This window comes from Nostoc paludosum FACHB-159 (assembly GCF_014698835.1).
Lineage (GTDB): Bacteria > Cyanobacteriota > Cyanobacteriia > Cyanobacteriales > Nostocaceae > Nostoc > Nostoc paludosum.
Genome location: NZ_JACJTU010000004.1, coordinates 61,965 through 88,334, shown reverse-complemented (window position 1 = coordinate 88,334; position 26,370 = coordinate 61,965). Strand labels below are relative to the sequence as shown.

The following is a 26,370-nucleotide window of genomic DNA, read 5'->3' as shown; positions in this document are numbered from 1 at the left end:
AAACGGTAGGATAAGAACTGCAATCTTCCTAACTCGCTCATTTACCACTATCAACAACTCAGGTTAAGTCAGCGCTATTATCAAAATTTGCTGTTACACCAAGATGCTTTAGATATCTAAAAGTAATTTAGGGATAGACTCATAAGTTGGATTTTTCAAAAGCTCAAGATTTAAGGATGAATTTTTACATCTTCCTTCTTCTTTGTCTAACTGAAAATCTTCAAGTTTGTAGCTGTAACACTCAAAAATTCCAAAGCTTTTGTGTAATTTTCATTTTTGCATCTATAAGACTTTGGTTGAGTGCTTTTGGTAAAATTCACTCTGCAAGCAAGCAAATCTATGAGATTTTGTGGTTGCAGATAAAAGGGGGACAGAAGATTTTTATGACTCGCTCAATGTAAGTGAGGACTTTGAGAGAGTTTGAGCGTTCTTCTTGATTTTATCAACCCTTTGTCGGCGTCAAAAATATAAAAAAGGCGATTCTAGCGCATCGCAGTTGCCTTTTTTCCCCCTTTATTGATTATAAACAATTATGGAAAATGATGTTGGTTCCTATGGGCAATGTATGTAAAAATTTGAGTCTTTTGTAAAAGTTTGTAGTCACCAATTGAGGGCTTGAAATGGAGTGATAAGTCCCTCACAAAGAATATTGCACAATTAGTCAAACAGACTCTAGTGGTTTGCCAAGGGAATTTGGCCAGTTAATGAGTTGGGATTTGAAGTATCTATTAATACGAAAGGTGTAATGTTGTGAGCTTGTCACGCCCTGAAGAAAACTATTTTGGAAATAGGTTTAATCAACCATTACCAGAGCAACTCAATCTAGTTGAAGCTAACGAGTTTCTCCCCCCTATCGGTAAATGGACTACTATCGGTGCGGGAGTTCTGCTAGGTACTTTTCTAGTAGGGGTGACTTTAACATCTGTTCTGAATTACAACGTTACGGTCAAAGTTCCTGCAAGTATTCGACCGGTGGGAGAACTTCGGGTTGTTCAGTCTGCTATGACTGGAAGCGTTCAAAACATTAATGTTCAGGAAAATCAGGTGGTGACTCAAGGGCAAGCTATTGCGACTATTGATGATTCCCGCCTCCAGACTCAAAAGAGCCAACTAGAAAGTAGTATTAGGCAAAGTAAATTGCAACTAACTCAAATTGATGCTCAACTGCATGAAATTGAGATTCAGATTGCGGCGCAGACAAGTTTAAATAACCGCTCGATTATAGCTGCACAAGCCCAATTAGATGGTACACAACGCAACTATGAAGATCGACGAGTTGTAGCTACAGCTGAAATGGCGCAAGCACAAGCAATTTTGACTTTAGCCAAGGCGCAACAAGAACGATCGCAACAACAAAAACTCTTCAGAGCAACTCTCGAAGAAGCCGAAGCCGCTTTGACTTTAGCCAAAGTTCAACGCGATCGATTACAACGAGAAAAAGTTTTAACGGCAACTGTACAAGAAGCCGAAGCTGCTTTAACTTTAGCTAGGGTGCAACGCGATCGCTTGCAGCCAATAGTAGCATCAGGGGCTGTTCCTCAAAATCTATTTGAGGAAAAAGAACAAGCAATTATATCTGCCGAGGCGAAACTAGAAGAAGCTAAAACTAATGCTAAAAATCTCCAGGAGGAAAAAGAACAAGCGGTTAAAGCGGCTCAAGCCAAGCTAGAACAAGTTAAAGACAGCGGTAAAAATATCCTAGAGGAAAAAGAACAAGCCTTGAGGGTCGCCGAAACAAACCTCAAAAAGGCTAAAACCGCCATTAATCCTACTACTTCTCCTGTAACCGTTGCATCTGAGCGGATTAAGCAGGAACAAGCCAGAGGTGAGGCTACCTTAGCTGGTTTGAAAAAAGAACGAGAAACTCTACTCCAGCAGCACCTCGAACTTCAAAAGGAAATCGATCGCACCACTAAAGAACTGCAACAGATCAAAACCGACCTCGATCGAAGTATAGTGCGATCGCCAATCACCGGAACACTGCTGCAATTAAATCTTCGCAACCCCGGACAGGTAGTACAGCCAAGCGAAGCCATTGCTCAGATTGCTCCTCTTAATGCACCTTTATTAATTAAAGCTCGTGTGCCGGCTCAAGACATTGACAAGGTAAAACCAGGGCAACAAGTTAAAATGCAGGTTTCTGCTTGTCCCTATCCAGACTACGGTACCCTTAACGGCAGCGTCAAAACAATTGCCCCAGATGCGCTACCAATTGTCAAAAATAATGCAAATCCAAGTCTAGCCCAAGTAGTTGCCTACGAAGTAACTATTGAACCCCAAACTCCATATGTCGGTAGCGATCGCCAATGTTATCTCAAATCTGGCATGGAAGGTAGATCTGATATTATTTCTCGCCAAGAAACTGTACTTAAATTCATTCTCAGAAAAGCCAGATTTATTACGGAATTTTGAATTTAGGGGTCAGGAGTCAGAATTTAGAATTCAGAATGAATAGTATTTTTAGACTCAAGCTTAATAAATTGAATAAAATCTTTCCTCCTGCCCCCTGCGCGGTCACTGAGCGTAGTCGTACCCCTACGGGGAAGCAAGCTACGCGCAGCGTCTCCTAGAGAAGTGCTGCCTCCTGCCTTCTCTTGTAATTAAGAATTATTAAAGGTTAACATGTTTAATCTATTCAAACTCGGTAAAAATTACGAGTGTGTTTTACAGTTGAGTGAAGAAGACTGTGGGGCAGCTTGTCTAGCTGCAATTTGCAAACATTATGGACGTTTTTTAAGCATCAATCGCAGTCGAGATGCAGTTGGGACTGGACAGCTAGGAACAACTTTGCTGGGTTTAAAACGTGGGTCTGAGGCTTTAGGATTTAATGCTAGGGCAGTTAAAGCTGCACCTGCGCTGGTAGACAGAATTAAAGAAATACAACTACCAGCAATTATCCATTGGCAGGGTCACCACTGGGTTATTTTATACGAGCAGCAGGGGAAGAATTATGCGATCGCAGATCCAGCAGTGGGTATCCGTTATGTCAACCGAGAAGAGTTGACAAGAGCCTGGAATGGCGTAATGTTATTAGTCGAACCAGATCCAGAGCGCTTTTTTGGGCAGCCCCAAGAAGAAGCAAAAGGTGGTTTAGTACGCTTTTTTCATCGGATATTACCTTATCGTGGGTTATTGACTCAGGTTTTAGCACTCAATATTGTCCTGGGTCTATTAGCTTTAGGTACTCCAGTTTTAATCCAACTGCTAACAGATGATGTCCTTGTACGCGGCGATACTCAGTTACTTACTGTTGTCGTCTCTGCCGTTGTAGTCATGAGCTTGTTCAGCAGTTGTCTGCAAGTATTACAAAGCACCATGATTGCTCATTTTGGTCAACGACTACAATTAGGCTTAGTTTTGGAGTTTGCCCGAAAAATTCTTCAGTTACCCTTAAATTATTACGAAGCCCGCCGCAGTGGTGAAATCACTAGCCGACTGAGAGATATCAATGAAATCAATCAGCTGGTATCGCAGATTGTGGTTCTTTTACCCAGTCAGTTTTTTATAGCAGTTATATCTTTCTGTTTGATGCTGTTTTATAGCTGGAAACTCACACTAGCAGTTATTTTGTTTGCAGCGTTAATGACTTTATCTACCCTACCTTTTTTACCCATCCTTCAACAAAAAACCCGCAGTTTGTTGGTTTTAGGAGCGGAAAATCAAGGGGTTTTGGTAGAAACTTTTAAGGGAGCGCAGGTACTCAAAACTACAAATGCTGCGCCGCAATTTTGGGATGAATTTCAAAGCCGTTTTGGCCGCCTAGCAAATTTGACTTTCAGTACCATCCAAATCGGAATTATTAACGGTACAATTGCTAAACTTTTAGCTACTCTCGGTGGGGTAATTTTACTTGGGCTAGGAAGTATTTTGGTAATTCAAGGTGAATTAAGCATCGGTCAAATGCTTGCTTTTAATGCCCTACAGGTGAATGTCCTAAATTTAATTGACTCTTTAATTAACTTTGTGGATGAATACTTTCGCTCTCAAACAGCAGTCTCTCGCTTGCTGGAAGTTATCGATGCTACGCCGGAAGTAGTTGGAGGTAGTCAAAAGCCAGTTGCTCAAATCGCTGGAGATGCAGATATTCGCTGTTCTCATCTGCAATTTCACCACGCCGGGAGAGTTGATTTATTAGAAGATTTTTCTCTCAAACTTCCTGGGGGGAAAGTAACTGCTTTGATTGGTAAATCAGGCTGTGGTAAAAGTACTCTGGCGAAAGTGATTGCAGGTTTATATCAGCCGAACTCTGGCAATATTCGCATTGGCTTCTATAACATTCAAGACCTTTCGTTGGATTGTTTGCGACAACAAGTAGTTTATGTCCCCCAAGAGCCTCATTTTTGGAGTCGGTCGATTTTGGAAAACTTCCGCTTAGGAACGCCTTACATTTCCTTTGAAGAAATTGTCAAAGCTTGCCAAATCGCAGATGCAGACGAATTTATCAGCCAACTTCCAAATCAGTATCAAACTGTTTTGGGTGAATTTGGGGCGAATCTCTCTGGTGGACAAAGACAAAGATTAGCGATCGCTAGAGGCATTCTTACTAATCCACCCATACTCATTTTAGACGAAGCAACCGCCGGACTCGATCCACTCAGCGAATCTCACGTACTAGACCGACTCTTGGAATATCGGCAAGGCAAAACCACAATTTTAATCACCCATCGTCCCAGCGTAGTTAATCGAGCCGATTGGATTGTACTACTAGACAAAGGTCAAGTGCAAATACAAGGCACTCCTGAAACTTTTCTCTCTCAGCAAGGAGAGCATTTAAAGTTTTTATCACTGTAAAAAATAGTCTTTGAGTAAATAAAACTATGTCTGAAAATATCAAATCTGAAAATTATCAATGGTTCAGAGATTTGTCATCAAAAGAACAGGAAACCTTAGCTGGTGGGCAGATTAAAAATATGCTAAATGAAGGGAATTTTTTACTCCAGCAAACTAAAATCGAAACTACAGCAAACAACACATTAATAAGTGCAAATGGTGATATTTCCTCACAAAATACTAAATATCTTTCATCACAGCTTACCCTAGCGTCTTCTATAAACCTAAATCTGGCGATACCAAATTTTAGCTCATTGCTGAATCTAATCAATGAGCCTATTGTAAATATTCTCAATAAAATCTTAGCAGATAAGTAAATCATTTATTGAAAAACATTTTAATTTTACAAACGCAAAATTAAAATGTTTTTTAAATAATTAAATAAAATTGATTTACTATTAGGACTTACGCAAAAACTCTCTGAAACTCTTATTTCTTTGTGTCCTTTGCGTCCTTTGCGGTTTGTTTTTTCATAATTTTGCGTAAGTCCCGACTATTTTGCTGAGTATATGTCCTATACAGGCATTAAATCAGTAGACCAGAGATAAGAAAAGTGAATGTTAAAGATAGAATTTACTTTTTTGTTTCTCTTTCTTACTCTATATGCAAATCTTTTTAACTACTTGACTAGTAATTTTTGGATTGAATAACTCAATGTTGCAGCTTAAATTTAGTACCCATGAAGGTATTTTGCCAGTATGGGTGCTTACTTATTTATCAATTAATGCAGTTTATTTAAGCAAAAAAATAGGTGCGATCGCTAACACCTATCTCAATACTGATCGGGTTTTGCCAAATTATGTTTCTAATTTTGCCGAGTCTATTAACTGCGATCGCTCCCAAATCCAATCTTGTCAGGTGTGTTAGGCGAAACCCGTAACGCACCCATACCCACTTTGAAAGGGCTAGTCCTACACGTGCTAAGGACTACAAGTAAACATAGTTGCAGTAATTTGAGGGCAATTGACAGCATAGCAGAAGTGGGTCAGCCCAAAGAACTGACCCACTTATAGTACAGACTTCTTAAGCCTCAAGAATAAAGTTAGTTGCCGCCAAAAGAGGATTGGTCGTTAGCGTAGCAAACCCAGCCCCTGTTCCCAAACCAGCCGAAGATCCATTCTGGTTATAGAATAGATTTCCTGTTCCTTGGCTGTAGACAATAAAAGCTTTACTAGTGGCAGCAGCAGCGTCATTAGCAACAACAGCAAACTCACTCGACTTACTAAAGCCAATACCCACATTACTAGTTAGGGCAGTGAAAGTTTTCTTACTTAAGACTATTTTGTCATTTGCTGTTTGAAAGTCAGTGATTGTATCCACACCAAGTGTAGCATTGCTAAAGGCAGCACCTGTGGCATACTTAAAACTATCGTTGCCTCCTCCTCCTACTAGTACGTCATTTCCCGAACCCCCAATTAGAGTATCATTACCTGACAAACCACTTAGCGTATCGTTGCCACCGCTACCATTGAGGACATTATTGGCATTATTGCCTGTAATTTTATTACTTCCACCATTCCCCGTACCGTTGATTGCATTACTTCCTGTCAGGATTAGGTTATCTAAGCGATCGCCCAGTGTATAGCTAACAGAAGACCTAACTGTATCGTTGCCTCCATTGGCCAATTCTATAATCGTATCAGTAGTACTATCGATAATGTAAGTGTCATTTCCGGCGCCACCAATTAGCGTGTCTTTGCCTGCACCACCATTGAGAGTATCATTGCCATCTCCACCTGACAGACCGTTGTTACCACTATTACCGTTAATAGTATTGTCAAGACTGTTACCTGTACCACTAATTGATGCTGTGCCTGTTAAAGTAAGATTTTCTAGAAAAGTACCTAGTGTCCAGCTTACAGAAGATTGAACCGTATCTGTGCCATCTTGAGCACTGTACTCAGTGATGCTGTCACCAATACTATCAACTACATAAAGGTCATTACCAAAGTTACCAATCAAAAAGTCATTTCCTGTGCCACCGATAAGGGTGTCATCCCCGCCGCCACCATCCATAAAATCGGTTCCGGAACCACCGATTAGTGAGTCATTGTCAGCCCCACCTTGGAGATTATCATTTCCTGCACCGCCATTAATGGTGTCATTGCCACTTCCCCCTTGCAGGTCGTCGTCACCATCAAACCCATTTATTACATCGTTTTCTGGAAAGAAATTTATATCGCCAAACAAAACATCGTTGCCAGAAGTGCCATTGATAGTAGCCATAAGAGTTATTTCCGGTGAATAGGTAAAGAAATAAGGATAAAGTTAAGCTCAGTGAACCTCGCTGTTGAGCTTATGTACGATGGGTTTTATTTTTTATGCACCCCAAGCAGAAAATTTTTTTAAAAGAGCAGGGGGACAAGAAGAGGAGTTATAAAACAATACAGTTGAGATAATACCAAAACACTTGTAGAGACGGCGATTTATCGCGTCTGGTAAAACCCACAATATTGTAGAATTAGCCTTTAACCCAAGCGTATTGGATTATTGTTAAAAAAAATTAAAAATCGGGGTAACTCTGAACAATTCTAGAGTTACCCCGATTTTTTAAAGTTAGAAGTCATGAATTATTATTAACTCCTAACTTTTCTTTGATAGCTATAGCTTTTGCTTAATTAAGCAAACGCAGCAGTTTTGACATCGTTATTTGCTAGAATTTCTTGCAATTCTTCGGCGTCTACTGTTTCTTTATCAACCAGCATTTGCGCTAATTGATCTAGAATGTGGCGGTTGCCCACTAATACTTCTTTAGCGCGGGTATAAGCGACATCCACAAGTTTGCGGACTTCTTCATCAATAGCAGCAGCGGTTTCTTCCGAGAAATCGCGTTCTGACATGATATCTCGTCCCAGGAACATGTTACCTTGTTGACGACCAAGGGCGACTGGGCCGAGTTTATCGCTCATGCCAAATCGGGTAATCATTTGACGGGCAACACGGGCTACTTGTTGCAAGTCGTTGGAAGCACCAGTGGTAACTTCTTCTTCACCAAAGATTAATTCTTCGGCGATGCGTCCGCCCAAAGCCACAGCCATCTGATTTTCCAGATAAGCGCGGCTGTATAAGCCGGTGTCCATACGGTCTTCGCTGGGAGTAAACCAAGTTAAACCACCTGCACGGCCGCGAGGAATGATGCTAATCTTTTGTACTGGGTCATAGTCGGGCATCAAAGCACCAACTAAAGCGTGACCAGCTTCGTGATATGCTACCAAGGTCTTGCGCTTTTCGCTCATTACCCGGTCTTTCTTTTCTGGCCCGGCTAATACGCGGTCGATCGCATCGTTGATTTCATCCATCGAAATCTCAGTTAAATTCCGCCGTGCTGCTAAAATTGCGGCTTCGTTTAACAAGTTGGATAAATCTGCACCGGTAAATCCAGGGGTACGACGGGCGATTTTATCTAAGTCCACATCTTTCGCCAAGGTTTTGCCACGGGCGTGTACCTTGAGGATTTCGCTACGTCCAGAATAGTCGGGACGGTCTACTACCACTTGACGGTCGAAGCGACCAGGACGCAACAATGCTGCATCGAGAACGTCGGGACGGTTAGTAGCAGCGATAATGATGATGCCGGTGTTACCTTCAAAGCCGTCCATTTCTGTGAGCAGCTGGTTGAGGGTTTGTTCGCGTTCATCGTTACCACCACCCAAACCTGCACCCCGTTGACGGCCTACGGCGTCAATTTCATCGATGAAGACGATACAGGGAGCGTTAGATTTGGCTTGCTCAAATAAGTCGCGAACGCGGGAAGCACCGACACCCACGAACATTTCCACAAATTCCGAACCGGAGATTGAGAAGAAAGGTACGCCCGCTTCACCAGCTACGGCACGTGCCAGGAGGGTTTTACCTGTACCAGGAGGGCCAACTAACAGCACGCCTTTAGGAATTTTTGCACCAACGGCGGTAAAGCGATCGGCGTTTTTCAAAAAGTCTACGACTTCGTTTAATTCCAACTTGGCTTGGTCAATACCAGCTACATCACCAAATGTCACCTGAGTTTGGGGTTCCATTTGTACTCTGGCTTTGGATTTGCCAAAGTTCATGGCTTGGCTACCGGGGCCACTTTGAGCGCGACGTAGCAAGAAGAATAAGCCAACCAAAAGCAATACAGGAAAAAATAAGCTGCTCAGTGCCTTAAACCAAAATCCTTCGTCGGTTTGGGGCAAAACTGAAATATCAACGCCTTTTGATGTCAAAGTATTGATTAAATCTGGGTCGTTGACCAAGGTTACTAAGCGTTTATTCCCATCATATTTGGGTGTAACCAATGCTGTAGAACGGTCTGCACTCAAGCTGACTTTTTCTACTCTGCCTTGTTCAACTTCTTGAATAAATCGGCTATATCGCCATGTCTCTCTGCTTTGGGGTTGTTTGTCAAAAAATGCTGTTCCCAGGGCAATGACAACAATAAATAGCAGTGCATACAGCCCTGCGTTTCTCCATCTTTTATTCACTAAGGTCTATCCTCCTGTATTTTTCGCGCCATCGCGTAGCGAGTGCTGTCTGTGAGCGGAGAGGTCATTATTAAGAATTATGTTAACTTATCTTAAGATATAACAGAATGGCGTGGCTGTCATGCTAAAAAAAGCCCCCTTATTTGCTGAAAACTGGGATGGTGTGGATTATATTGTAGCGATCCTGTAGGCTGATGAACGGTATGAATGGGGATAATCTCTACCACACTATTAGTGTAGGCGATCGCTTCAAATTTCTTGACTAGCTCTACACTCCAAGGTTCTTGCTGTATTGACTCCTGCTGGCTTTGCAAATAATTTATAAGTTGCGATCGCATAATTCCCGGCAAAATTCCCGCTTTTATTGGCGGCGTCCACCAAGTACCGTCACACCATCCCCAGAGGTTACCTGTGCTGGTTTCTAGCCAATTTCCTTGAGCATCTACTAATATTGCTTCTTCGGTATGTGAGCTAGTTTTTGCTAACCAAGCACTCAGGTAATTTCCAGTTTTATGAGAAGGCAGAGAACGAGAAAATTCTGAATTGGCAACGCAGCACGCAACACCATTTTTTTGTTTTTCTGTCAAATCTAGCGTTAAGAATCTGCCAATTATCCACTCTCGTCCATCGGGAAAGAGGGTAATTCTGAGAACGGGGAAGTGTGAGAGGAGAACTTGGGCACCTTGGCGGACACGCTGCCAGTCGGGTTGTTGCCAGCCAAAAGATTGTAGTGAAAAAACTAGGCGATCGCAATGTGCTTGCCAATTAGTTAAATTACTATCCAAAGAGTTCTCATAAACTCGCAAAGTTGTAAAAACAGTCGCCCCATAAAGTAAACCTGGATCGTTAATATTTAATTCCAGAATTTGCGACTGTATTAATTTGCCTTCATACCAAAAAATGTCATTTTTTAGACTCATCTTGCTTGTCGCTACAACTCTATTGAAAAGTGATGAGCTGTAATACTCATACGCTGCGTGAGATAAAATCTATGAGCAGCAAATCGTTGAACACCAGAATCAAGGCTTAGTTGTTGACAGTGGTTATTTGTTGCATATTCAATTAGCCATTGAAATAACTGTTGACCATAGTTTTGTGACCGCTTCCACTCATCAACCACTAAATCATCAATATATAAAAATTTACCGGACGATAAACATGTAGAAATGCGAAATCCAGCAACCGCTAAAGTTTGCTCATCTATTTCTAAGAATGCAATTTTGTATCCTTCTTTCATCTGATATCGAACTTGTTCTATAAACTTGTCCTCCTCAAGGTGAGGACGCAACTGAGACATCACAGGAAAACATCCTAGTATTTGAATATCAGATTCTGCTAATTGTATTGACACCGCTATTACTCCTAAAGATATTACGCGTTTTCTTTAGTCATTAGTCATCAGTCAACAGTCAGCCAGCAATTTAATCCTTTGGCGGAAATATAATTTTATAATTTCCTTCAGGAGTTTGAATTAGTTTGCCTCCCAAAGCTTCGATTTCGCTAATTGCCCGTGTCCGAGTTTTCTTGTCAACTTGATTATTTAAAACCATTGACCAGGTAGCAATTTGAGCATATTTACTGTTAGGATTTCGGCTGAGAAATTCAGCAGTTTTTTGAGAAGTAGCAGCTATCATCTGGCTTTCTTCATCTGAAAAGTTTTTCGCCCAATTTGCAGCTGTTCCAAAAGATTGTTGGGCAGCTTGAGGATTACCTAAAAATAGTAACTCATCGGTTCCTTTATAACGCCAGACGTAATAAGACTTTTCCGGAACCGACGGAGATAGGTGTTTTAAGCCTTTTTCTGATAATGCGATCGCTCGTTCTGGCATGGCAGCATACAATGAAGTACTAACGGAAAGACTGCGATACGCTGCTAAAAATCGTGGGTCACGTTCTAAAATTACTTCAAAATATTCTGGACTTAAACTATAACCTGTTTTATCCCGGACTTCATCATCTCCAAAATATTGTAAAAAATTTAGATATACCCAATCTCCAATCAAGTTATCATAACCAAAACTAGGCATTTTTTTCAGAAAATCAAGTGTGGTTTTTTCTGCTTTAATATCTTTCTCTAGAGTTTCTAACGACGCAGATTTTTTACTAGTTAGTAGTTTTTCTAACCGAGGGAGTTGCATCAAGCCAACTCCTAAAATACACGCACAGATTATAAAAGGTGTGACAATGCCTTGACGCAATAGCAACATGTTAGCCAATTCTATATCAAACTGAAAGTATTATATTATACTTTAAACTGATTGGCATCTTAGGAGCAGCCGCACAGACGGCACACTACCTAATATGAATGACAGAAACACTTTCTTTGCCAATACCTACTTCTATGTTTCTTGAAACATAACTTGCGCTTAGCTTGTGATGGCATTTAATACCGTATTTTATTCTTCAAGAGAAAATTAATTGAATATATTAGCGTTACTTTTGTCGATCTATACTTTCTTAAATTATTAAGTTATTTTGATTTTACTTATTTTTGTTGCTTGAAGTCGTAGAATATTTAACATTGCCTAAAAATAGGTTTAATTTTGGCTAAAAGTTTTTAATTTTATAAGGTTATAGAAAATATAATATGTCTAATAATATTCAAACTAAAGAACGAAATGAGATTTGGACTCTAAACCACAATGGTGTTGAATCCCAAAATATTCAAAACCTAGCTAGAGGAGTCTTAAATAATTTAGTATCGTCTGTAGAGACATTAGTTTCTGACATCACAGCTTTAGAAGTTAATACTATAGTTGTGGATAGAATTAATGGGTCAAAATTTAATGCTTGGGAAGCATATCAAGAAATTTATTCTATACATGACCCAAACTATTTTGACGCCAAAGGAATTCCGAAAGAAGGTTCTCAAGCTCAAGAACTGCGTCAGCATTATAAAAGTTTATTTGACCAACTTGAAAGAGAATATTTTTACCTTTTGCTGGAACAGGGTTCTGGTTTTTATAATCCTGTGGATGAGAGAATAAAACGATATCGTCAGAATCTTGAAGACGCAAAAAAACGTCAAAAAAATCTAGTTGAAGCTGATGAAGATAATATCAAGCTAGCCAAACCCATACTACCTGCTCCAACTCCGATTATTGATGAAAAAGATGGAAATGACCAAGAAGATTGGATTGAAAATTATCACGATATTCAAAAACTTTTAAAAAATGGGAAATTTGTTCGGACTTTGCGAAAAATAGCTGAACTAAAAGCAGCACTTGATGGTGGTAACATTACAAGTACTCAAACTGATATTATTTATGCTCAAACTGTGATGCAGTTGGATGGAGATATTATCACTCGTTACAATAAAGAATTGTTTAATTTACCTGAAGAAGCCAAAAATTCCATCATTAGTACACATAATGAAGGGCTGGTTGCTGGCGAAAAGCAGTGGCGTGGAACATTTAGTTTTTTAATTAGTTTGGTACAAAATATTGCAAAATTATCTTGAAAATGAATGCCAGTTTAGAAAAAACAAATAATAAAATATTACTACAGATTCCTGAAGGCGATCGCTTTGAACTTAAGATTGAAGAAGGAGTGTGTAGTTTTTATTTAAATCAAGCAATTATAGAACAGATTCAGCAAGCAAAAGAAAATAGCGTTTCTCTTGAAATTCCCCCAAAGCTGATAATTTATCTCTGGTACTATAGCTGTTTTAGTAGTCATTTAGTATTTGAAAATCAAAATTCAATAAGTCAAAATTTATATTTACGTATTTTCCAGATTTTTTTCAGTAAAACTGCACAACAAGAAACAAGCTTACAGTCTGGAATCAACTTCAATTCTTACTACAAACACGATAACTCAGCTTCAGATACTTATGAAGATGAAGATATTATTTTGCAAACTACTGTAATTTTTAATGGTGATATATTTCACAAAATTAAGCATAACTTTCTCCAAAATTCTAACTTTTCAAAAGTTGTCTCTGCCCACTATTGGCTGACTGAACAATTAATAAGCAGTTTGCAAATTCAACCCAATTTATTAATTTGGGAAATAGCTTCGTCGTTTACTGCCGGTTTTGTAGTCTACAATCTTAATCCAGCAAATGCAATGCTATCAATATTTACTTGGTTAGGCTTAACTATATTATTTGCTACTACCCGCTATGTGCTTGCTAATCAGTTTAAAAGACTTACTTCTATCAACTCTAAATTTATAAATTGGTTAGCTTGGGCACTAGTTTGTCTAATTCCTACCATTGCTATTGGTGGTATTCATGGCTTTACTGAGATTAATGTTTTATTATTGCCATTATTATCAGTTATTGCACCAAAATTGGTGGAGTACATTTTAAGTTTTATCCAGCCACGAGTTGGTAAATTGATTCTGCGTCAGTTGCTATTTTAAATCAGCGAAGAGTAGACCTCTTGCAAAAGTGTTATTTGCACTCTTGTGGGAAAAGGGAAAAGGTTAAAGGGGACAGGAAAATACCAAACCTTTCCCCCTTTCCTCGACTTCTGCAAGAAGTCTAATACTTATATAGCGGTTCACAAGCAAATGAGGTACAGAAATTTGTAGGGACGCAAAGCTTTGCGCCCCTACCTTGTATTTCGCTAGAACGAGAAATGCTATAAGTAGGTAGACATAATTAAATGTAAAATACAAAAGTTAAAAACCCTGATCGAGATTGGCTTTTCCCTTCTGCCTCGTGCCTTCTACTTATTCAGCTTTCTGTCTTTCGTTATTGAACGCACAAGCCCTACGTCTGACTCAAAAACAGACGCGGGCTTGAACACAAACTGCTTTAAAATACGAGAGCTTGGGCTGTACCAAACAAAGGAGTAACTGTGTATGTCTGTCTTTGTCCTTCATTAAATGCCGGAATCGTTGAAAAACGGTTCACAGTCGTAATACCCTTAGTTATAATGTTGGCTTGGTTGCTTGCTCCTATATTCACAGCAGGTATAAGTAAGGTAAAAGTAGTAGAGCCAGTATCTACAGTTTTGTAAAGAGTTACTGTAACTAGCGTTCCAATTTCTGTTTTTGTAGTTTGGATTTCGTCTCCAGCAAATTGCAATATTTGTCGTCCCTTTTGATAGTCTAGACGTGGCTCACCAGTAAAGCTAGTTGTTGAATAAGTAACCTTGAGTTGCTGCTGCTTATTTTGCAGCTCGTAAGAGGTTGGTACTTTAAATGTTTCTTCGGCGTGAGATGGCATTACGGGTATAGCCGTTAATGTTACGCCTAGTGTAAGTATTGAAGCCAGATATTTTGTTTGCATGTTTCAAAAAATTGTTTTGGGTTGGATAAAAATATGAACTCGGTACTTTAACAGGACTGTAGGTGCAGCAAAATTCAGTAATCAGTAGCCAAACAACTTAATATTTGACTCTGATACCGAAGCTTGGTGCGGCACTCAGTAGCGAACTGTTGTATTTAGTATTTGGTGGGATAAATATGCTTTTTTTAGGTGAGCACATACCTGTAGCTGTAAGACACATGATTCATCATGTCTTTAAGCTATTAAGATGAGGTTAAAATTAACTACAGCTATCTTAAATGATTGCTGGGTAAATACACAGGTAGCAACAATAAAAGTAACATTTTTAACGAATATTGCAGCAGCTAATATGAGTGCAATTGCATCATAACCGATCAAAATATACAAGACAAGCAAAAAGTTCAAAAAGCGATCGCTACTTCTAGTCAGAAACCCACCACGTCAAGTAGTGGGTAGTTCTATTTTTGTCTACATAACCTAAATATTACAGTTATCCCAGCCACTGAGGATTCTTAGCTGTACTATCAAATTGGTTAGTAGTTTTAAATAATTCATACTGGCCTTTTGCAGCAGGCTGACGAGTTCGATTCAGCAAGGCGCTGACTTGTTCTTGACTCATTGGCTTAAAGGTGCGTACCGCCTCAAACGCTTGGTTGAGAATTTCTATACTCTCAATACCTGTAATTACTGTTGAGGTTGGCAGATTCATTGCATAATGCAGACATTCGATGGGTTTGACTGTGTTGCTCTTGAGAATGTTTTGGTCGCCCATTGATTTCATACCTAGCACGCCAATTTGATTTTTGACCAAAAGGGGTAGAACTTGCTTCTCAAAACTTCTAAAATGGGCATCCATTACATTTAACGGCATTTGCACCGTGTCAAAACGAAAGTTGTTTTGAGCAGCAACTTCCAACATTCGCAAGTGAACTAAAGGATCTTTGTGGCCGGTAAATCCAATGTAACGAATTTTGCCCGCTTTTTGTGCTGCTACCACAGCTTCCATTGCACCGCCAGGAGCAAAAATTCGGTCTGGGTCTTCCATGCGAATTATTTCATGATGCTGTAACAAATCAATGCGATCGCTCTGCAAACGTCTTAAAGATTCGTCAATTTGCTTAGTAGCGGCCTCTTTTGTGCGACCATCAATTTTGGTCATCAGAAAAGCTTTTTCTCGATAACCATCTTGGAGAGCTTTACCCATGCGAATTTCGCTACCGCCATTATGATAATCCCACGAATTATCCATGAAATTAATGCCGCGATCGATGGCAGCACGAATTAGACGAATACCCTCTTGCTCGTCTTTTGGTCGTCCAATATGATGACCTCCCAAACCAATTACAGATACTTTTTCTCCTGTACGTCCCAGCGTCCTATAGATCATTTCGCCGCTTTTGGTCTGAGTTGGAGTAGGTTGATTTTGGGCTGAAACTTGTTTGAAAATTCCTTCTGAAGTTGCTAACCCTGTTACAACCAAACCCGAAGTCGAAGCAAACTTTAACAAATCACGTCTGCTGATATCCACAAATATGTCCTTTAGAAAAGCTATAAGAATTCACTTTCATAGCTTTGCAATATTGTACAATCAAACACATCTAACTGTTGAAAGATAGCAAACATCTTGAGAGTGAGAGATTATTCGACGGCAGGAATAATCGTAAAACGGACGAGCAATTAGGGTAGCTCCTTTAAGCCAAGGATGTCTTGGGTAAGAGGACTCCTACTGCCACAATAGCGTTGTTACGCGAAATCTTATTAATAAGTAAAAAGTCAAAATTCAAAAGATAAGCCCATATATAAATTTAGGCTGTTTGTTTGATTATACTTTTTCTTTCTTTTGGCTTTTAACTTTTTACTTTTGCCTTGTTCGGTCAATAATTTTGCAATATCATTTTTACTGCTGTTGTCTGAATTCTTGTTGAGATTGTTGTTGAAGTTGTAATCTCTCCATTTCCCGTCTTTGTTGTTGTCTTAGTTTATCCATTGTAGTAGGTTGCCCAAACGGTTGTTGTCTGAGTTGATTTTGCAAGCGAATTTGTTCAATGCGCTGCTGTTGTTGTAATCTAACTCGATCTTGTTGCTGTCGAAATCCTTGCCATAGTTGTTGAGAAGATTGTTGTTTTAGCTGCTTTTGGTTTTGAGATGTGGTCTGTGTGATGCCTGCTTGCACAGGAGAATAATTGAAAAATCCTATTGTCAGGATAAAAAGTAGTAGCCCTGGTTTAACTATCAATGAATGATTCATACAGTTCCTCAAAGGTGTGTAGAACGGCGATTTTAACTGAATGAAAATATCAATTACACTCTTGTCCGTAAATAACTGCTTTTAATCTTGATTTGACTCAATGTCAGCTTCTTCTAGTATAACAGTGAGTAATTTTGCTGTTTTGGTATCGACCATAACAATCTAACTCCTTGTTTATTAAAGCACAATCTTCACCTGGGTGCTACTTCCTAAAGTTCATTTACCTTTTGATAGACCTATGAAATAAGGTCGAGTACAGCGACAATGAACCTGGCTTGAGAATAGGGAGTAGGGAACAGAAATTTTCATCGCCACTCGTGGAGTCTGTTGGCGGTGGGGTTTTACCATCGGTTTATGTTAGAAACTATGCTTCAACTGCTATAAATGTGAGAAATATAAAAAACTCTTTCCCCACTCTTCTCTTCACGGATTATTTTTGGTTTGATACACTACTTGTTTGTCAATGTTTATGCTATGAGTATTAACTTTGAAACCTATTTATCCAATAAATGTTATTTAAATTACTCTCAATTGGATCGACCAAGCTGTCATTTATATCGACCAAACTATTTTTGAGTCTTTATTCATAAATGTTGACATAGGATATTTTATTGACTATCATCTTCCATGTCATGATTTTATTTTTCTTACTGGAAAATTCTTGTAAGTAAATATTAAGACTAATTTAGCAACAATACATGAAACTACGCTGGTTTTATCTTAGCCTCATCAGTCTTTTTCTGCTTTCGTCACCAGTAAAGGCAAATCCTAACAGTAATAAAGTTTACTCGTCTAATGACTGGAATAGAAATCAATCTAATTTACAATTACCACCACTGAAATTTGTTCCTCCAGTTCCCAGTAATGTTGTTAGTCCAACAAATCAACCTCAATTCACTGGTGTAGTTCCTTTAGGGCGTGAGATCTCAGAACTAAAAACTCCAATTAATAAACTAGTTTCTCGCTATAAATTCCTGACTCCTGGAATCTTTTTTATGGACTTGGAAACAGGAGACTATATTAGTATCAACGGCAACAAAGCTTTTCCGGCGGCTAGTACAATCAAGTACCCAATTTTGATTGCTCTATTTCAAGAAGTAGACGCAGGAAGAATCAAGCTAGACGAGACTCTAGTAATGCAGCGTAAATATGTCGTTGGTGGTTCGGGTAGTATGCAGTATAAACGGGTGGGGAGCAAGTTTAGTGTCTTAAAAACTGCAACTATGATGATGACCATCAGTGATAACACTGCCACAAATATGATTATTGCTCGCTTAGGCGGAATTGCTAAATTAAATCAGCGATTTCGCAGTTGGGGATTGCAAAGTACTGCTCTGCGCCGGATGTTAGGGGACTTTAATGGAACTAATAAAACTAGCGCAAAAGACTTAGTAAAACTTTCTGCTTTGATGGTAAATAATCAGCTACTTTCTGATAAAAGTGAGTCTCAAGTTCTAGGTATTATGTATGGTTGTCATAATAGAAAATTGCTTCCATCTGGTTTAGGTTCTGGTGCAAAGATAGCTCATAAAACAGGAACTTTGCGTTTTGTATTAGGTGATGCGGGTATTATTCAAACACCTTCAGGTAAGCGTTACTTAGCAGGAATTTTTGTGAAAAGACCAAATAATGACCTAAGAGCAAGAGATTTTATTCGTCAAGTTTCTCAAGTCGTGTATGGCTATTTTCAACAAGCAAAAGTTAGTCATTTACCGTAGAGACGCGATTACACCAATTTTCAGGTAAATAGATTACGCGGTAGGGGCGCAAGGCCTTGCGCCCCTACGACAGATGTGGTTCAAATAGATGAAAACTGCTGTAATTGTAGAGACGCGATTAACCTTTGTCTGTGGTGGTAGATGGGGAGAAATGGGATTTTTAGTGTTTACTTTTTCTCTAGTTGCCAACATTGTTGAGCGATCGCCCAGTCTTCCTGAGTATGTATTACTAATATTCTCACTTCTGAGTCAGGTGTGGCAATATCTTCATCAACTGGCTGCTGTTGATTTTTTTTAAGGTCTACTTTTAGTCTTAAAAATCCAAAAGCTTCACAGGCGGCTTGACGAATTTCTGGAGAATTTTCGCCTACGCCTGCGGTGAATACCAAAGCATCTAATCCCCCCAAACTTGCGAGCATTGCACCAATATTAGAACATAAGCGATGGACGTAGATATCCCACGCTAGTTTAGCGCGGGTGTTGCCTTGGGCGATCGCTTTTGTCACTTCACGCATATCGCTAGATACGCCCGAAATTCCCCGCAAGCCTGAAGCTTTATTTAAAACAGAATCTAATTTTTCTACTGAGTAATTACAATAGCGTAACAGGTGAATCAAAATCCCCGGATCGATTGAGCCAGAACGGCTACCCATCATCAATCCTTCCAAAGGCGTGAATCCCATAGTAGTATCAATACTGCGACCGTTTTTAATCGCGGTTAAAGAGCAACCGTTACCGAGATGACAGGTAATCAATCGTAGAGATGCTAAATCTTTACCGAGAATTTGGGCGGCACGAGCAGAACAGTATTGATGGCTGATACCATGAAAGCCATAGCGGCGAATACCTTGTTCTACCCATTCGTAGGGGCCGGGATAAATTGCTGCTGCATCCGGGATAGTGCTATGAAATGCAGTATCAAATACTGCAACTTGGGTGACTTCTCCTAAGATATTTTCAATTGCTTTTATGCCTGATAAAGCAGCAGGATTGTGTTCTGGAGCTAGGTTAGAGAGGTCAGCGATCGCCTTTTTCACATCCTCAGTAATCACCACACTTTCGCGGTAATCTTGTCCACCATGTACTACACGATGCCCGACCAGATCGATTTCTGACAACTGATTAATTACTTTGGTAGCACCGTTAGTGAGTGTGTTAAGCATATAAGCGAGGTGTGCTTCTGGAGACTCACCAGAAATTGATTTTTCCACTTCTGCACCTGTAGCAGTTTTCACCTCAATTTCTGCCACACCGTGGTCTTGAGTCCAGTTGACTTTCCCTTCCCAAAGAGGTTGGGGTGCTTGGGTGGGGAGAGCCTCATCTGCAATTTCATACAGACAACTCTTTTGGCTGCTCGAACCAGCGTTTAGCACCAATATCTTCATAATAGGAAAACTTGACCTGCTGTAATATGCCATAATGCTACACTTAGTCGCGACAGTGTGCTATTGGGCATTAGACATATTTTGAAGGCAGTGCGGGGAAATGCCGAAGGGCTAAAGAGTAAGGTCTTAATTTTTGCAGGGCGATGCAATTGAGTTGCGAGTCGATGCAATTGAGTTGCGAGTCGATGCAATTGAGTTGCGAGTCGATGCAATTGAGTTGCGAGTCGATGCAATTGAGTTGCGAGTCGATGCAATTGAGTTGTAAGCCGATGCAATTGAGTTGCGAGTCGATGCAATTGAGTTGCGAGTCGATGCAATTGAGTTGCGAGTCGATGCAATTGAGTTGTAAGCCGATGCAATTGAGTTGTGACCTCAATACGCTTGAGATGACCCAGAAAACCCTCATGTAGAGACGCGATTTATCGCGTCTAAAAAACTGGCACGTTAACAAGACGCGATAAATCGCCGTCTCTACAGAAAATTTACTCGTCAATTATTCCTTGACAGACTAGTATTTGTGACTTGTGTGTACACCGTAGCCTTTTTCAGGAGGGTACAGGGGATCTGAAATATTTTGCTACCAACAAAAAGACTTTTCAAACATCCTCTAAGAATTGTGAATTACCAAAGGCTGATATTTAGGAATATTTTCTCCATCAATCAGCTCATCTGATTGAGGACGCAAATTGATTATCCGCTTTAAAACCTGCATGAGAATACCTGGCTGGAAAAATGCGCTGGGTGGCTTGAGTAAATTCATCACTTCCGAGAAAAGCTGATGAATTTCTGGACTGTCAGCTTGCAGTAGTAATAATCGATCCATATACAACTGCATAAATTTGCTAATCGGATCGGGTTTTCCTCCCTCAGTAGCAGGCCAACGGAAGTCTTCGCCTGTAGCCATCAACCAAGGTACAGAAATGGCTTTGCTTAGTTGCTTTTGAAAATATCGTGGAAAACCGATTAAATTACCTTGGGATTGCTTAGATAATTGCTTGCTTAAACATTCATCTAGCGTCAAAGCACCCAAAGCAGCGGTGGTCATACCTTGACCGTAAACAGGATTGAAAGCACAAACGGCATCACCTACCATTATCAAACCTTCTGGTAATCTAGAAAGTTTTTCGTAATGACGCAGGTTATTTTCTGTGCGTTTATAGCCGTAGATGGGGGAGATGGGTTGAGCGTCTTTTATGGCTTGATATAAAATAGGCGATCGCAAGCTCTTGGCAAAGTCTAAAAATCCGGCTTCATCAGTTGGTGGATAATCTCGATTTACACCCGCGAGTGTGACAATCCAACGATTACCTTCAACTGAATAAAGCACAGCACCGCGAGTCTTATGTGGTGGTTTTGCGGCAATCAGCAAAATCTTCCAGTCTGCTTGAAACCCTTCAGGAGGATGATACCAGCGGGTGGCATAGCCTAAAAAAGAATTAACAACTGTCTGTTGCGGTGGCTGATAACCCAATTCTTCCAACCACTGTGGTGTGTGAGAATTGCGCCCACTGGCATCTACGACTAAATTAGCAAGTATCTCTGCTTCGGGTTCGTTGCGAAAACTAACTCCTACTCCTGTAATGGTGGTTTTGTCAGGGTTAGACAGCAAGTTAGTTACCTGTGCTGCTTGCACAAATTCAATTCGCTCGTTAGCTGCCAAACGGCGGCGGATAGTCCACTCCAAGAGATTACGGCTACAAGCGCGGCTGATTAAATGAGAAGAAAAGCGCGGTGCCCAACCGTTATAACCCAGCCAAGCAAAATCTGCTATGGAGTCTACAATCGGTGTCCCTGCATTAGTTAATTCTGCGATGATGCCAGGAAACAGCTGCTCTAAAATCTGCTGACCCCGAATGAGTAAAACATGGACGTGATGAGCTTGGGGTATACCGTGACGCTGTTCTGGTTGTTCGGGAAAGCGATCGCGCTCTACAATAGTCACGCGATCGAAGTATTTGGTCAGTACTTGAGCTGTCAACAGTCCGGCAATACTTCCCCCAATGACAATAGCTTTATTTTCTGTAGCTGTAGAAATTTGTAAATCTAACATTTGAGACTTAGTTTAGCTTTATTGTTATGTTCTTATACTTAACAAAGCAATTAGGTAATAGTCAATAGGGAAGAAGGCAAAAACGCAATAGGCAATAGGCAATATGAAAATCCCTCTAATTTAAATTAGGGGATTTAAAAAGGAAAGATTAAACTATTGCAGCAAGCCTCCAAGTTTCAAATATTTAATGTTCTCCCTAAATAAATTAAGAGCAAAGATTCCAATTAATAGGGCATATTTTATTCCCTATTCACTTATTTAACCAACAGTGGTACTAAATAACTTTTCTAAGTTTTTCTTGTGAATAAAATTGAGATACTGGGACACAATTTCTGGACTGAGCAATTCTATCATTAGGCGGTTCTCAATCCAAAATTCGATTACTTCAAATTTACCCCGGTTACAATGCAGTACCCGCCATCCTTCGCTAGCACCAATTTCTTCAATTTCTTTTTGACTAACAGGCACACTCACGGCTGCGTGAACTGCATCAAATTGGCTGGAATTCTTATTTTCACGAAATTTAACTTGTTGTTCGCCATCACCAGGAATCAATTCAGTTCCTAGCGGATAAACTTCAATTAAAGTGCCTTGTTCATCCATAGCTACTGCTACATAGCTTCCAGGATGGGGGGTAAATGGAGCAACTTTTCCACCCAAGAGTTTAGCTAAAACCTCAGCAACATGACGGGGGTTATTTGCTGCAATAGAAATGTGGTGAATCATAAGTCTTGCCTCCAAAGTTTATAAAATTTTTAGTTATTTAAAGCTGTAATCAACAACGAACCTCAACTTTATATAGCAATCCGCTTTGATTTCTAAAGTTACAGCAGAATTCAAAATTCAGAACTAATACGGCTTTATAGCAAGGTTTTAGATTTAGATTGCGTACTTCATCAACTTAAAATCTGCTGTTTTTGCTCCCTGCCAATACTCAGCAGCAGTAAATTCGCCTTTTGAAAATGAAGGCAAATTTTCTTTACCACAATTAAATAGGAGTACTATACATACTAACTATTAAAAAATAAGTTGTTTGATTAATGCTTATTTTTTAACAAAATTTAGTATTAGTTATATTTTTTTGAATTTTAGCATTTGGAGAAGCTATGTAATAATGTATTGATTACATCTATCCTCAGTAGTGTTCTGTTTATATCTGTGGAAAGGTGAATTTATGAGTCTCAATTTCCTCAACCTATAAGCTTAGATCGTGTATCGTAAATTCCGATTTATCAAAACACTAAATTTATGATTTTAGAAAATTATTATTTTAACTATTCTTTAATTAATGCAACAAATAAACCAGTAATTCTTTTTCTACACGGCTTCATGGGTAACATTGATGAATTTGATGAAGCAATCAAATTATTAGCTGATGAATTTTCTTATTTAACACTTGACCTACCCGGACATGGCAAAACTGAAGTTTTGGGTGGGGATGAATACTATTCAATGCCTAACACTGCCCAAGCGATAATTAACTTATTAGATAAATTAAAAATCCCTAAATGCTTTTTAGTTGGTTATTCAATGGGTGGCAGATTAGCTTTATACCTTGTCCTACATTTTCCCGAACGTTTCTTCAAAGTGATATTGGAATCAGCTTCACCAGGTTTAGCAACGGAAACAGAACGATTAGAACGAATTAAGCGTGATACACAAATAGCCAGGAAATTGGCAAGAATTACTAATAAAGTTGCTTTTGTTGATTTTCTGTCCAATTGGTATAATCAAGCAATTTTTAGTTATATAAAAAATCATCCACAATATGACCAAATGGTAGAAAATCGTTCGCAGAACAATCCGCAAGAATTAGATAAATCACTGCGCTTCATGGGTACTGGATGCCAGCCTAATTTGTGGACTAAGCTAGCACAAAATACAATTCCTATGTTCTTATTAGCTGGTGAATATGATGAAAAATTTGTAGATATTAATACAGAAATGGCTAAACTATGCAAGCTTACCCAGCTAAGAATAGTTGCTCGTGCTGGACATAATATTCACTTTGAAAATACTTTAGCCTTTGTCAAAATTATGAGAGAGTTTTTAAATTATACTAATCCGCTTTAAGTTTGAGAACTTATACTAACAGGCATTATACAAATTTGAAAAAAGAATGCGACAGATACACACGCCTAAACCCTTGTAATATCTGGGTTTGTTAATGCAAGAATTTTGTTAAGCCGTGTCCGCGTACTTCCAATACGGTTCGGTTAAGATCCCCCCGCCTACGGCGACCCCCTTTTTAAGGGGGTAAAAGAGGGTTATAAGCCCCCCTTTTTAAGGGGGTTGGGGGGATCTTCGAGGAATAAACACGTTAACCGAACCGTATTGCGCGTACTTCTGCAAAGAAGCAACCTACGACCAGCCTGTGCTAGAGAGCGTCATTTTAAATTTTTAATCGGTATTATCTATTGCCTATTGCCTGTTGCCTATGCCTTGAGCGATCGCTTCCTTTACCCTTCTATCTAAACAAAGCATGGTTACCCATTATTAGTCAATCATTCTTTAGTTAGTTTTTTAATCATCCTTTAGTATAGTTAAAATCAAACTCGTGGAAGAAGCTTAAATGAGTGAGATTTTCTAGTCTCTTAGAAGAACTAAAATCAAGCTAATAAGCAAACATAGGTAATGCTATAAATAACTGGCACTATCCATATTTTGTATTGGCTAATAATCATGAATTAGTAATTTATTCATTATTTTGATTGTCATTTTTGCGTCACATTTATTAACTATATTTTATATCAAGGAGATATGGATATGGGTTTATATTCCTATCTCCATAAACATGATTATCTGAGGTCATTTTTGATGAAACAAAGTAAAAAGTCCCTGCTCAACACTAAATGAGGAACTAATGTGAGTAGACCTGAAGACTACAATTTGCTTGATCGGACAGAGATAATTGAAACAGCATCACCCAAGCCATCACTGACATTACCAGACGCAGTAGCTCTGATTGTTGGTATTGTCATCGGGGCGGGGATTTTTCAAACCCCGGCTTTAGTAGCAAATCAAGCGGGTAGTAATATTGCGGTACTACTTTTTTGGTTCATTGGTGGTGTGATATCTCTGGTAGGAGCGCTGTGCTATGCAGAATTAGCAACAGTTTATCCTGATGTTGGAGGTGCTTATTACTATTTGAAACGTGCATTTGGGCGAGGAGTCGCCTTTTTATTTGCTTGGGCACGGATGACAGTAGTTCAAACTGGTTCCATTGCTCTTTTAGCATTTGTTTTTGGCGATTACGTTTCACAAATATGGCGACTAGGCACGTTTTCATCTTCTGTTTATGCAGCAGTGGCGATCGCCCTTTTAACTGCTTTGAACATTGTTGGTTTGCAACAAGGTAAGTGGACACAAAACTTACTCAGTGTTGCTAAAGTTTTGGGTTTGTTGCTAGTAGTAATTATCGGACTGAGTGCCACTCCTAATAATACCCCCGTTGTAGAATCTGCATCATCAGGAACTTGGGGATTGGCAATGGTGTTTGTGCTGCTGTCCTACGGCGGTTGGAATGAAGCCGCTTACATTTCGGCAGAAATTCAAAATGGACGACGTAACATCGTGCGATCGCTCGTTTGGAGTATTGGTATAATCACCGCCATCTATCTTTCGATCAACCTAGCTTACCTGCGGGGACTGGGATTAGCCAACATGGCACAATCAGAAGCAGTAGCCGCAGATTTAATGCGATCGCTTTGGGGTACACCGGGAGCCTTATTCATCAGCATCCTGATTGCGATCGCCACCTTAGGTGCAACCAACGCCACAATTTTTACTGGAGCGCGTACCAATTACGCACTGGGACAAGATTTTTCCCTATTCAGTTTTATGGGACGCTGGCAGCAACGTCCTAGCAGCCCTACCCATGCCTTATTGTTGCAAGCCGCGATCGCCTTAGCACTTGTTTTTTTAGGCACACTCACCCGCAAAGGCTTTCAAACAATGGTGGATTACACCGCCCCCGTGTTTTGGTTCTTCTTCCTACTTTCAGGCGTCTCTCTCCTGGTCTTACGGATGCGAGAACCCCACATAGTGCGCCCGTTTCGTGTGCCATTTTATCCCTTCACACCATTACTCTTTTGCGCCGTCTGCGGTTACTTACTGTATTCCAGCTTAGTTTACACAGGCGTCGGAGCAATTGTAGGTGTCTTAGTTGTCATCGCAGGTATTCCACTGTTGCTCTGGAATAATCAACCGCGCAGAAGGGACGCAGGGACGGAAAGATGAGGGAGTGTGGGGAGTGTGGGGAGAGAGGGGAGTGTGGGGAGTGTGGGGAGAGAGGGGAGTGTGGAGAGATGAGGAAAAAGAGAATTTATGCTTCCCTTTCCTCCCACACCTCCCACACCTCCCATACCTCCCACACCTCCCACACCTCCCACACCTCCCACACCTCCCCATGCCCAATCACAATTCACAAAGGAGAAAATT

At 39.9% G+C, this 26,370-nt stretch carries 22 protein-coding genes; 10 read left to right on the top strand and 12 right to left on the bottom strand.

Features of this window, described 5'->3' with window-relative positions; translation table 11 throughout:
- Positions 1-750 precede the first annotated feature (750 nt).
- The 4 genes from H6H03_RS05620 (at position 751) to H6H03_RS05605 (ending at position 5,697) form a co-directional block, all read left to right on the top strand.
- Positions 751-2,412 carry an HlyD family efflux transporter periplasmic adaptor subunit gene (locus H6H03_RS05620; RefSeq protein WP_190954162.1) on the top strand — a complete coding sequence of 554 codons (1,662 nt, stop codon included), beginning with the start codon at positions 751-753 and terminating at the stop codon, positions 2,410-2,412.
- A 210-nt stretch (positions 2,413-2,622) separates the two neighbouring features.
- A complete protein-coding gene (locus tag H6H03_RS05615) occupies positions 2,623-4,791 on the top strand; it encodes a peptidase domain-containing ABC transporter (RefSeq protein ID WP_190954161.1) in 2,169 nt (722 codons plus the stop codon).
- Positions 4,792-4,817: 26 nt separating this feature from the next.
- Positions 4,818-5,147, top strand: coding sequence for a hypothetical protein (locus H6H03_RS05610; protein ID WP_190954160.1), 330 nt, complete (start codon positions 4,818-4,820; stop codon positions 5,145-5,147).
- 337 nt (positions 5,148-5,484) lie between these two features.
- Complete coding sequence (locus H6H03_RS05605; protein WP_190954159.1) at positions 5,485-5,697, top strand: hypothetical protein; 213 nt, start codon at positions 5,485-5,487, stop codon at positions 5,695-5,697.
- A gap of 156 nt (positions 5,698-5,853) precedes the next feature.
- Here H6H03_RS05605 and H6H03_RS05600 read toward each other — a convergent pair whose 3' ends face one another.
- The 5 genes from H6H03_RS05600 to H6H03_RS05580 form a co-directional block, all read right to left on the bottom strand.
- A complete protein-coding gene (locus tag H6H03_RS05600; protein ID WP_190954158.1) occupies positions 5,854-7,056 on the bottom strand; it encodes a calcium-binding protein in 1,203 nt (400 codons plus the stop codon).
- A gap of 392 nt (positions 7,057-7,448) precedes the next feature.
- Positions 7,449-9,290, bottom strand: coding sequence for an ATP-dependent zinc metalloprotease FtsH3 (ftsH3, locus tag H6H03_RS05595; protein ID WP_096535515.1), 1,842 nt, complete (start codon positions 9,288-9,290; stop codon positions 7,449-7,451).
- A gap of 119 nt (positions 9,291-9,409) precedes the next feature.
- Complete coding sequence (locus H6H03_RS05590; protein ID WP_199338798.1) at positions 9,410-10,210, bottom strand: aminotransferase class IV; 801 nt, start codon at positions 10,208-10,210, stop codon at positions 9,410-9,412.
- A gap of 11 nt (positions 10,211-10,221) precedes the next feature.
- Positions 10,222-10,641: a GNAT family N-acetyltransferase gene (locus H6H03_RS05585; RefSeq protein ID WP_313931796.1), complete on the bottom strand. Its 420-nt coding sequence runs from the start codon at positions 10,639-10,641 to the stop codon at positions 10,222-10,224.
- A gap of 70 nt (positions 10,642-10,711) precedes the next feature.
- Positions 10,712-11,497 (bottom strand): hypothetical protein, encoded by a 786-nt coding sequence (locus H6H03_RS05580; protein ID WP_190954157.1) that lies wholly within the window; start codon positions 11,495-11,497, stop codon positions 10,712-10,714.
- A 380-nt stretch (positions 11,498-11,877) separates the two neighbouring features.
- On the opposite strand from H6H03_RS05580, the gene H6H03_RS05575 reads away from it, so the two are divergent.
- Both H6H03_RS05575 and H6H03_RS05570 read left to right on the top strand, forming a co-directional pair.
- On the top strand, positions 11,878-12,750 hold the full coding sequence (locus H6H03_RS05575; RefSeq protein ID WP_190954156.1) for a hypothetical protein: 873 nt from the start codon (positions 11,878-11,880) through the stop codon (positions 12,748-12,750).
- A gap of 2 nt (positions 12,751-12,752) precedes the next feature.
- On the top strand, positions 12,753-13,655 hold the full coding sequence (locus H6H03_RS05570; RefSeq protein WP_190954155.1) for a hypothetical protein: 903 nt from the start codon (positions 12,753-12,755) through the stop codon (positions 13,653-13,655).
- A gap of 397 nt (positions 13,656-14,052) precedes the next feature.
- On the opposite strand, the gene H6H03_RS05565 is transcribed toward H6H03_RS05570, so the two are convergent.
- The 3 genes from H6H03_RS05565 to H6H03_RS05555 form a co-directional block, all read right to left on the bottom strand.
- Positions 14,053-14,529 (bottom strand): hypothetical protein, encoded by a 477-nt coding sequence (locus tag H6H03_RS05565; RefSeq protein WP_190954154.1) that lies wholly within the window; start codon positions 14,527-14,529, stop codon positions 14,053-14,055.
- Positions 14,530-15,019: 490 nt separating this feature from the next.
- A complete protein-coding gene (locus tag H6H03_RS05560; protein WP_190954153.1) occupies positions 15,020-16,057 on the bottom strand; it encodes an aldo/keto reductase in 1,038 nt (345 codons plus the stop codon).
- Positions 16,058-16,426: 369 nt separating this feature from the next.
- On the bottom strand, positions 16,427-16,777 hold the full coding sequence (locus tag H6H03_RS05555; RefSeq protein ID WP_190954152.1) for a hypothetical protein: 351 nt from the start codon (positions 16,775-16,777) through the stop codon (positions 16,427-16,429).
- 698 nt (positions 16,778-17,475) lie between these two features.
- Here H6H03_RS05555 and H6H03_RS05550 point away from each other — a divergent pair.
- A complete protein-coding gene (locus H6H03_RS05550) occupies positions 17,476-18,495 on the top strand; it encodes a serine hydrolase (protein WP_190954151.1) in 1,020 nt (339 codons plus the stop codon).
- Between the two features lie 167 nt (positions 18,496-18,662).
- Here the strand turns inward: H6H03_RS05550 and H6H03_RS05545 are convergent, their stop codons facing one another.
- On the bottom strand, positions 18,663-19,880 hold the full coding sequence (locus H6H03_RS05545) for an acetate kinase (RefSeq protein WP_190954150.1): 1,218 nt from the start codon (positions 19,878-19,880) through the stop codon (positions 18,663-18,665).
- Between the two features lie 133 nt (positions 19,881-20,013).
- Here H6H03_RS05545 and H6H03_RS41160 point away from each other — a divergent pair, with 133 nt between their 5' ends.
- Entirely contained in the window at positions 20,014-20,145 is a 132-nt protein-coding gene (locus H6H03_RS41160; protein ID WP_277926146.1) for a hypothetical protein, read from the top strand.
- A 342-nt stretch (positions 20,146-20,487) separates the two neighbouring features.
- Here H6H03_RS41160 and H6H03_RS05540 read toward each other — a convergent pair whose 3' ends face one another.
- Together H6H03_RS05540 and H6H03_RS05535 are read right to left on the bottom strand one after the other, a co-directional pair.
- The gene (locus H6H03_RS05540; protein ID WP_190954149.1) at positions 20,488-21,930 is read right to left on the bottom strand and encodes an FAD-dependent oxidoreductase; all 1,443 of its coding nucleotides are present in this window, start codon (positions 21,928-21,930) and stop codon (positions 20,488-20,490) included.
- Positions 21,931-22,188: 258 nt separating this feature from the next.
- Positions 22,189-22,656, bottom strand: coding sequence for a hypothetical protein (locus tag H6H03_RS05535; RefSeq protein ID WP_190954148.1), 468 nt, complete (start codon positions 22,654-22,656; stop codon positions 22,189-22,191).
- Positions 22,657-23,178: 522 nt separating this feature from the next.
- On the opposite strand from H6H03_RS05535, the gene menH reads away from it, so the two are divergent.
- Positions 23,179-24,003 (top strand): 2-succinyl-6-hydroxy-2,4-cyclohexadiene-1-carboxylate synthase, encoded by an 825-nt coding sequence (gene menH / locus H6H03_RS05530; RefSeq protein ID WP_190954147.1) that lies wholly within the window; start codon positions 23,179-23,181, stop codon positions 24,001-24,003.
- Positions 24,004-24,795: 792 nt separating this feature from the next.
- Positions 24,796-26,169: an APC family permease gene (locus H6H03_RS05525; protein WP_190954146.1), complete on the top strand. Its 1,374-nt coding sequence runs from the start codon at positions 24,796-24,798 to the stop codon at positions 26,167-26,169.
- Here H6H03_RS05525 and H6H03_RS05520 read toward each other — a convergent pair.
- The gene (locus H6H03_RS05520) at positions 26,133-26,357 is read right to left on the bottom strand and encodes a hypothetical protein (protein WP_190954354.1); all 225 of its coding nucleotides are present in this window, start codon (positions 26,355-26,357) and stop codon (positions 26,133-26,135) included. The genes H6H03_RS05525 and H6H03_RS05520 overlap by 37 nt on opposite strands.
- Positions 26,358-26,370: the final 13 nt, after the last annotated feature.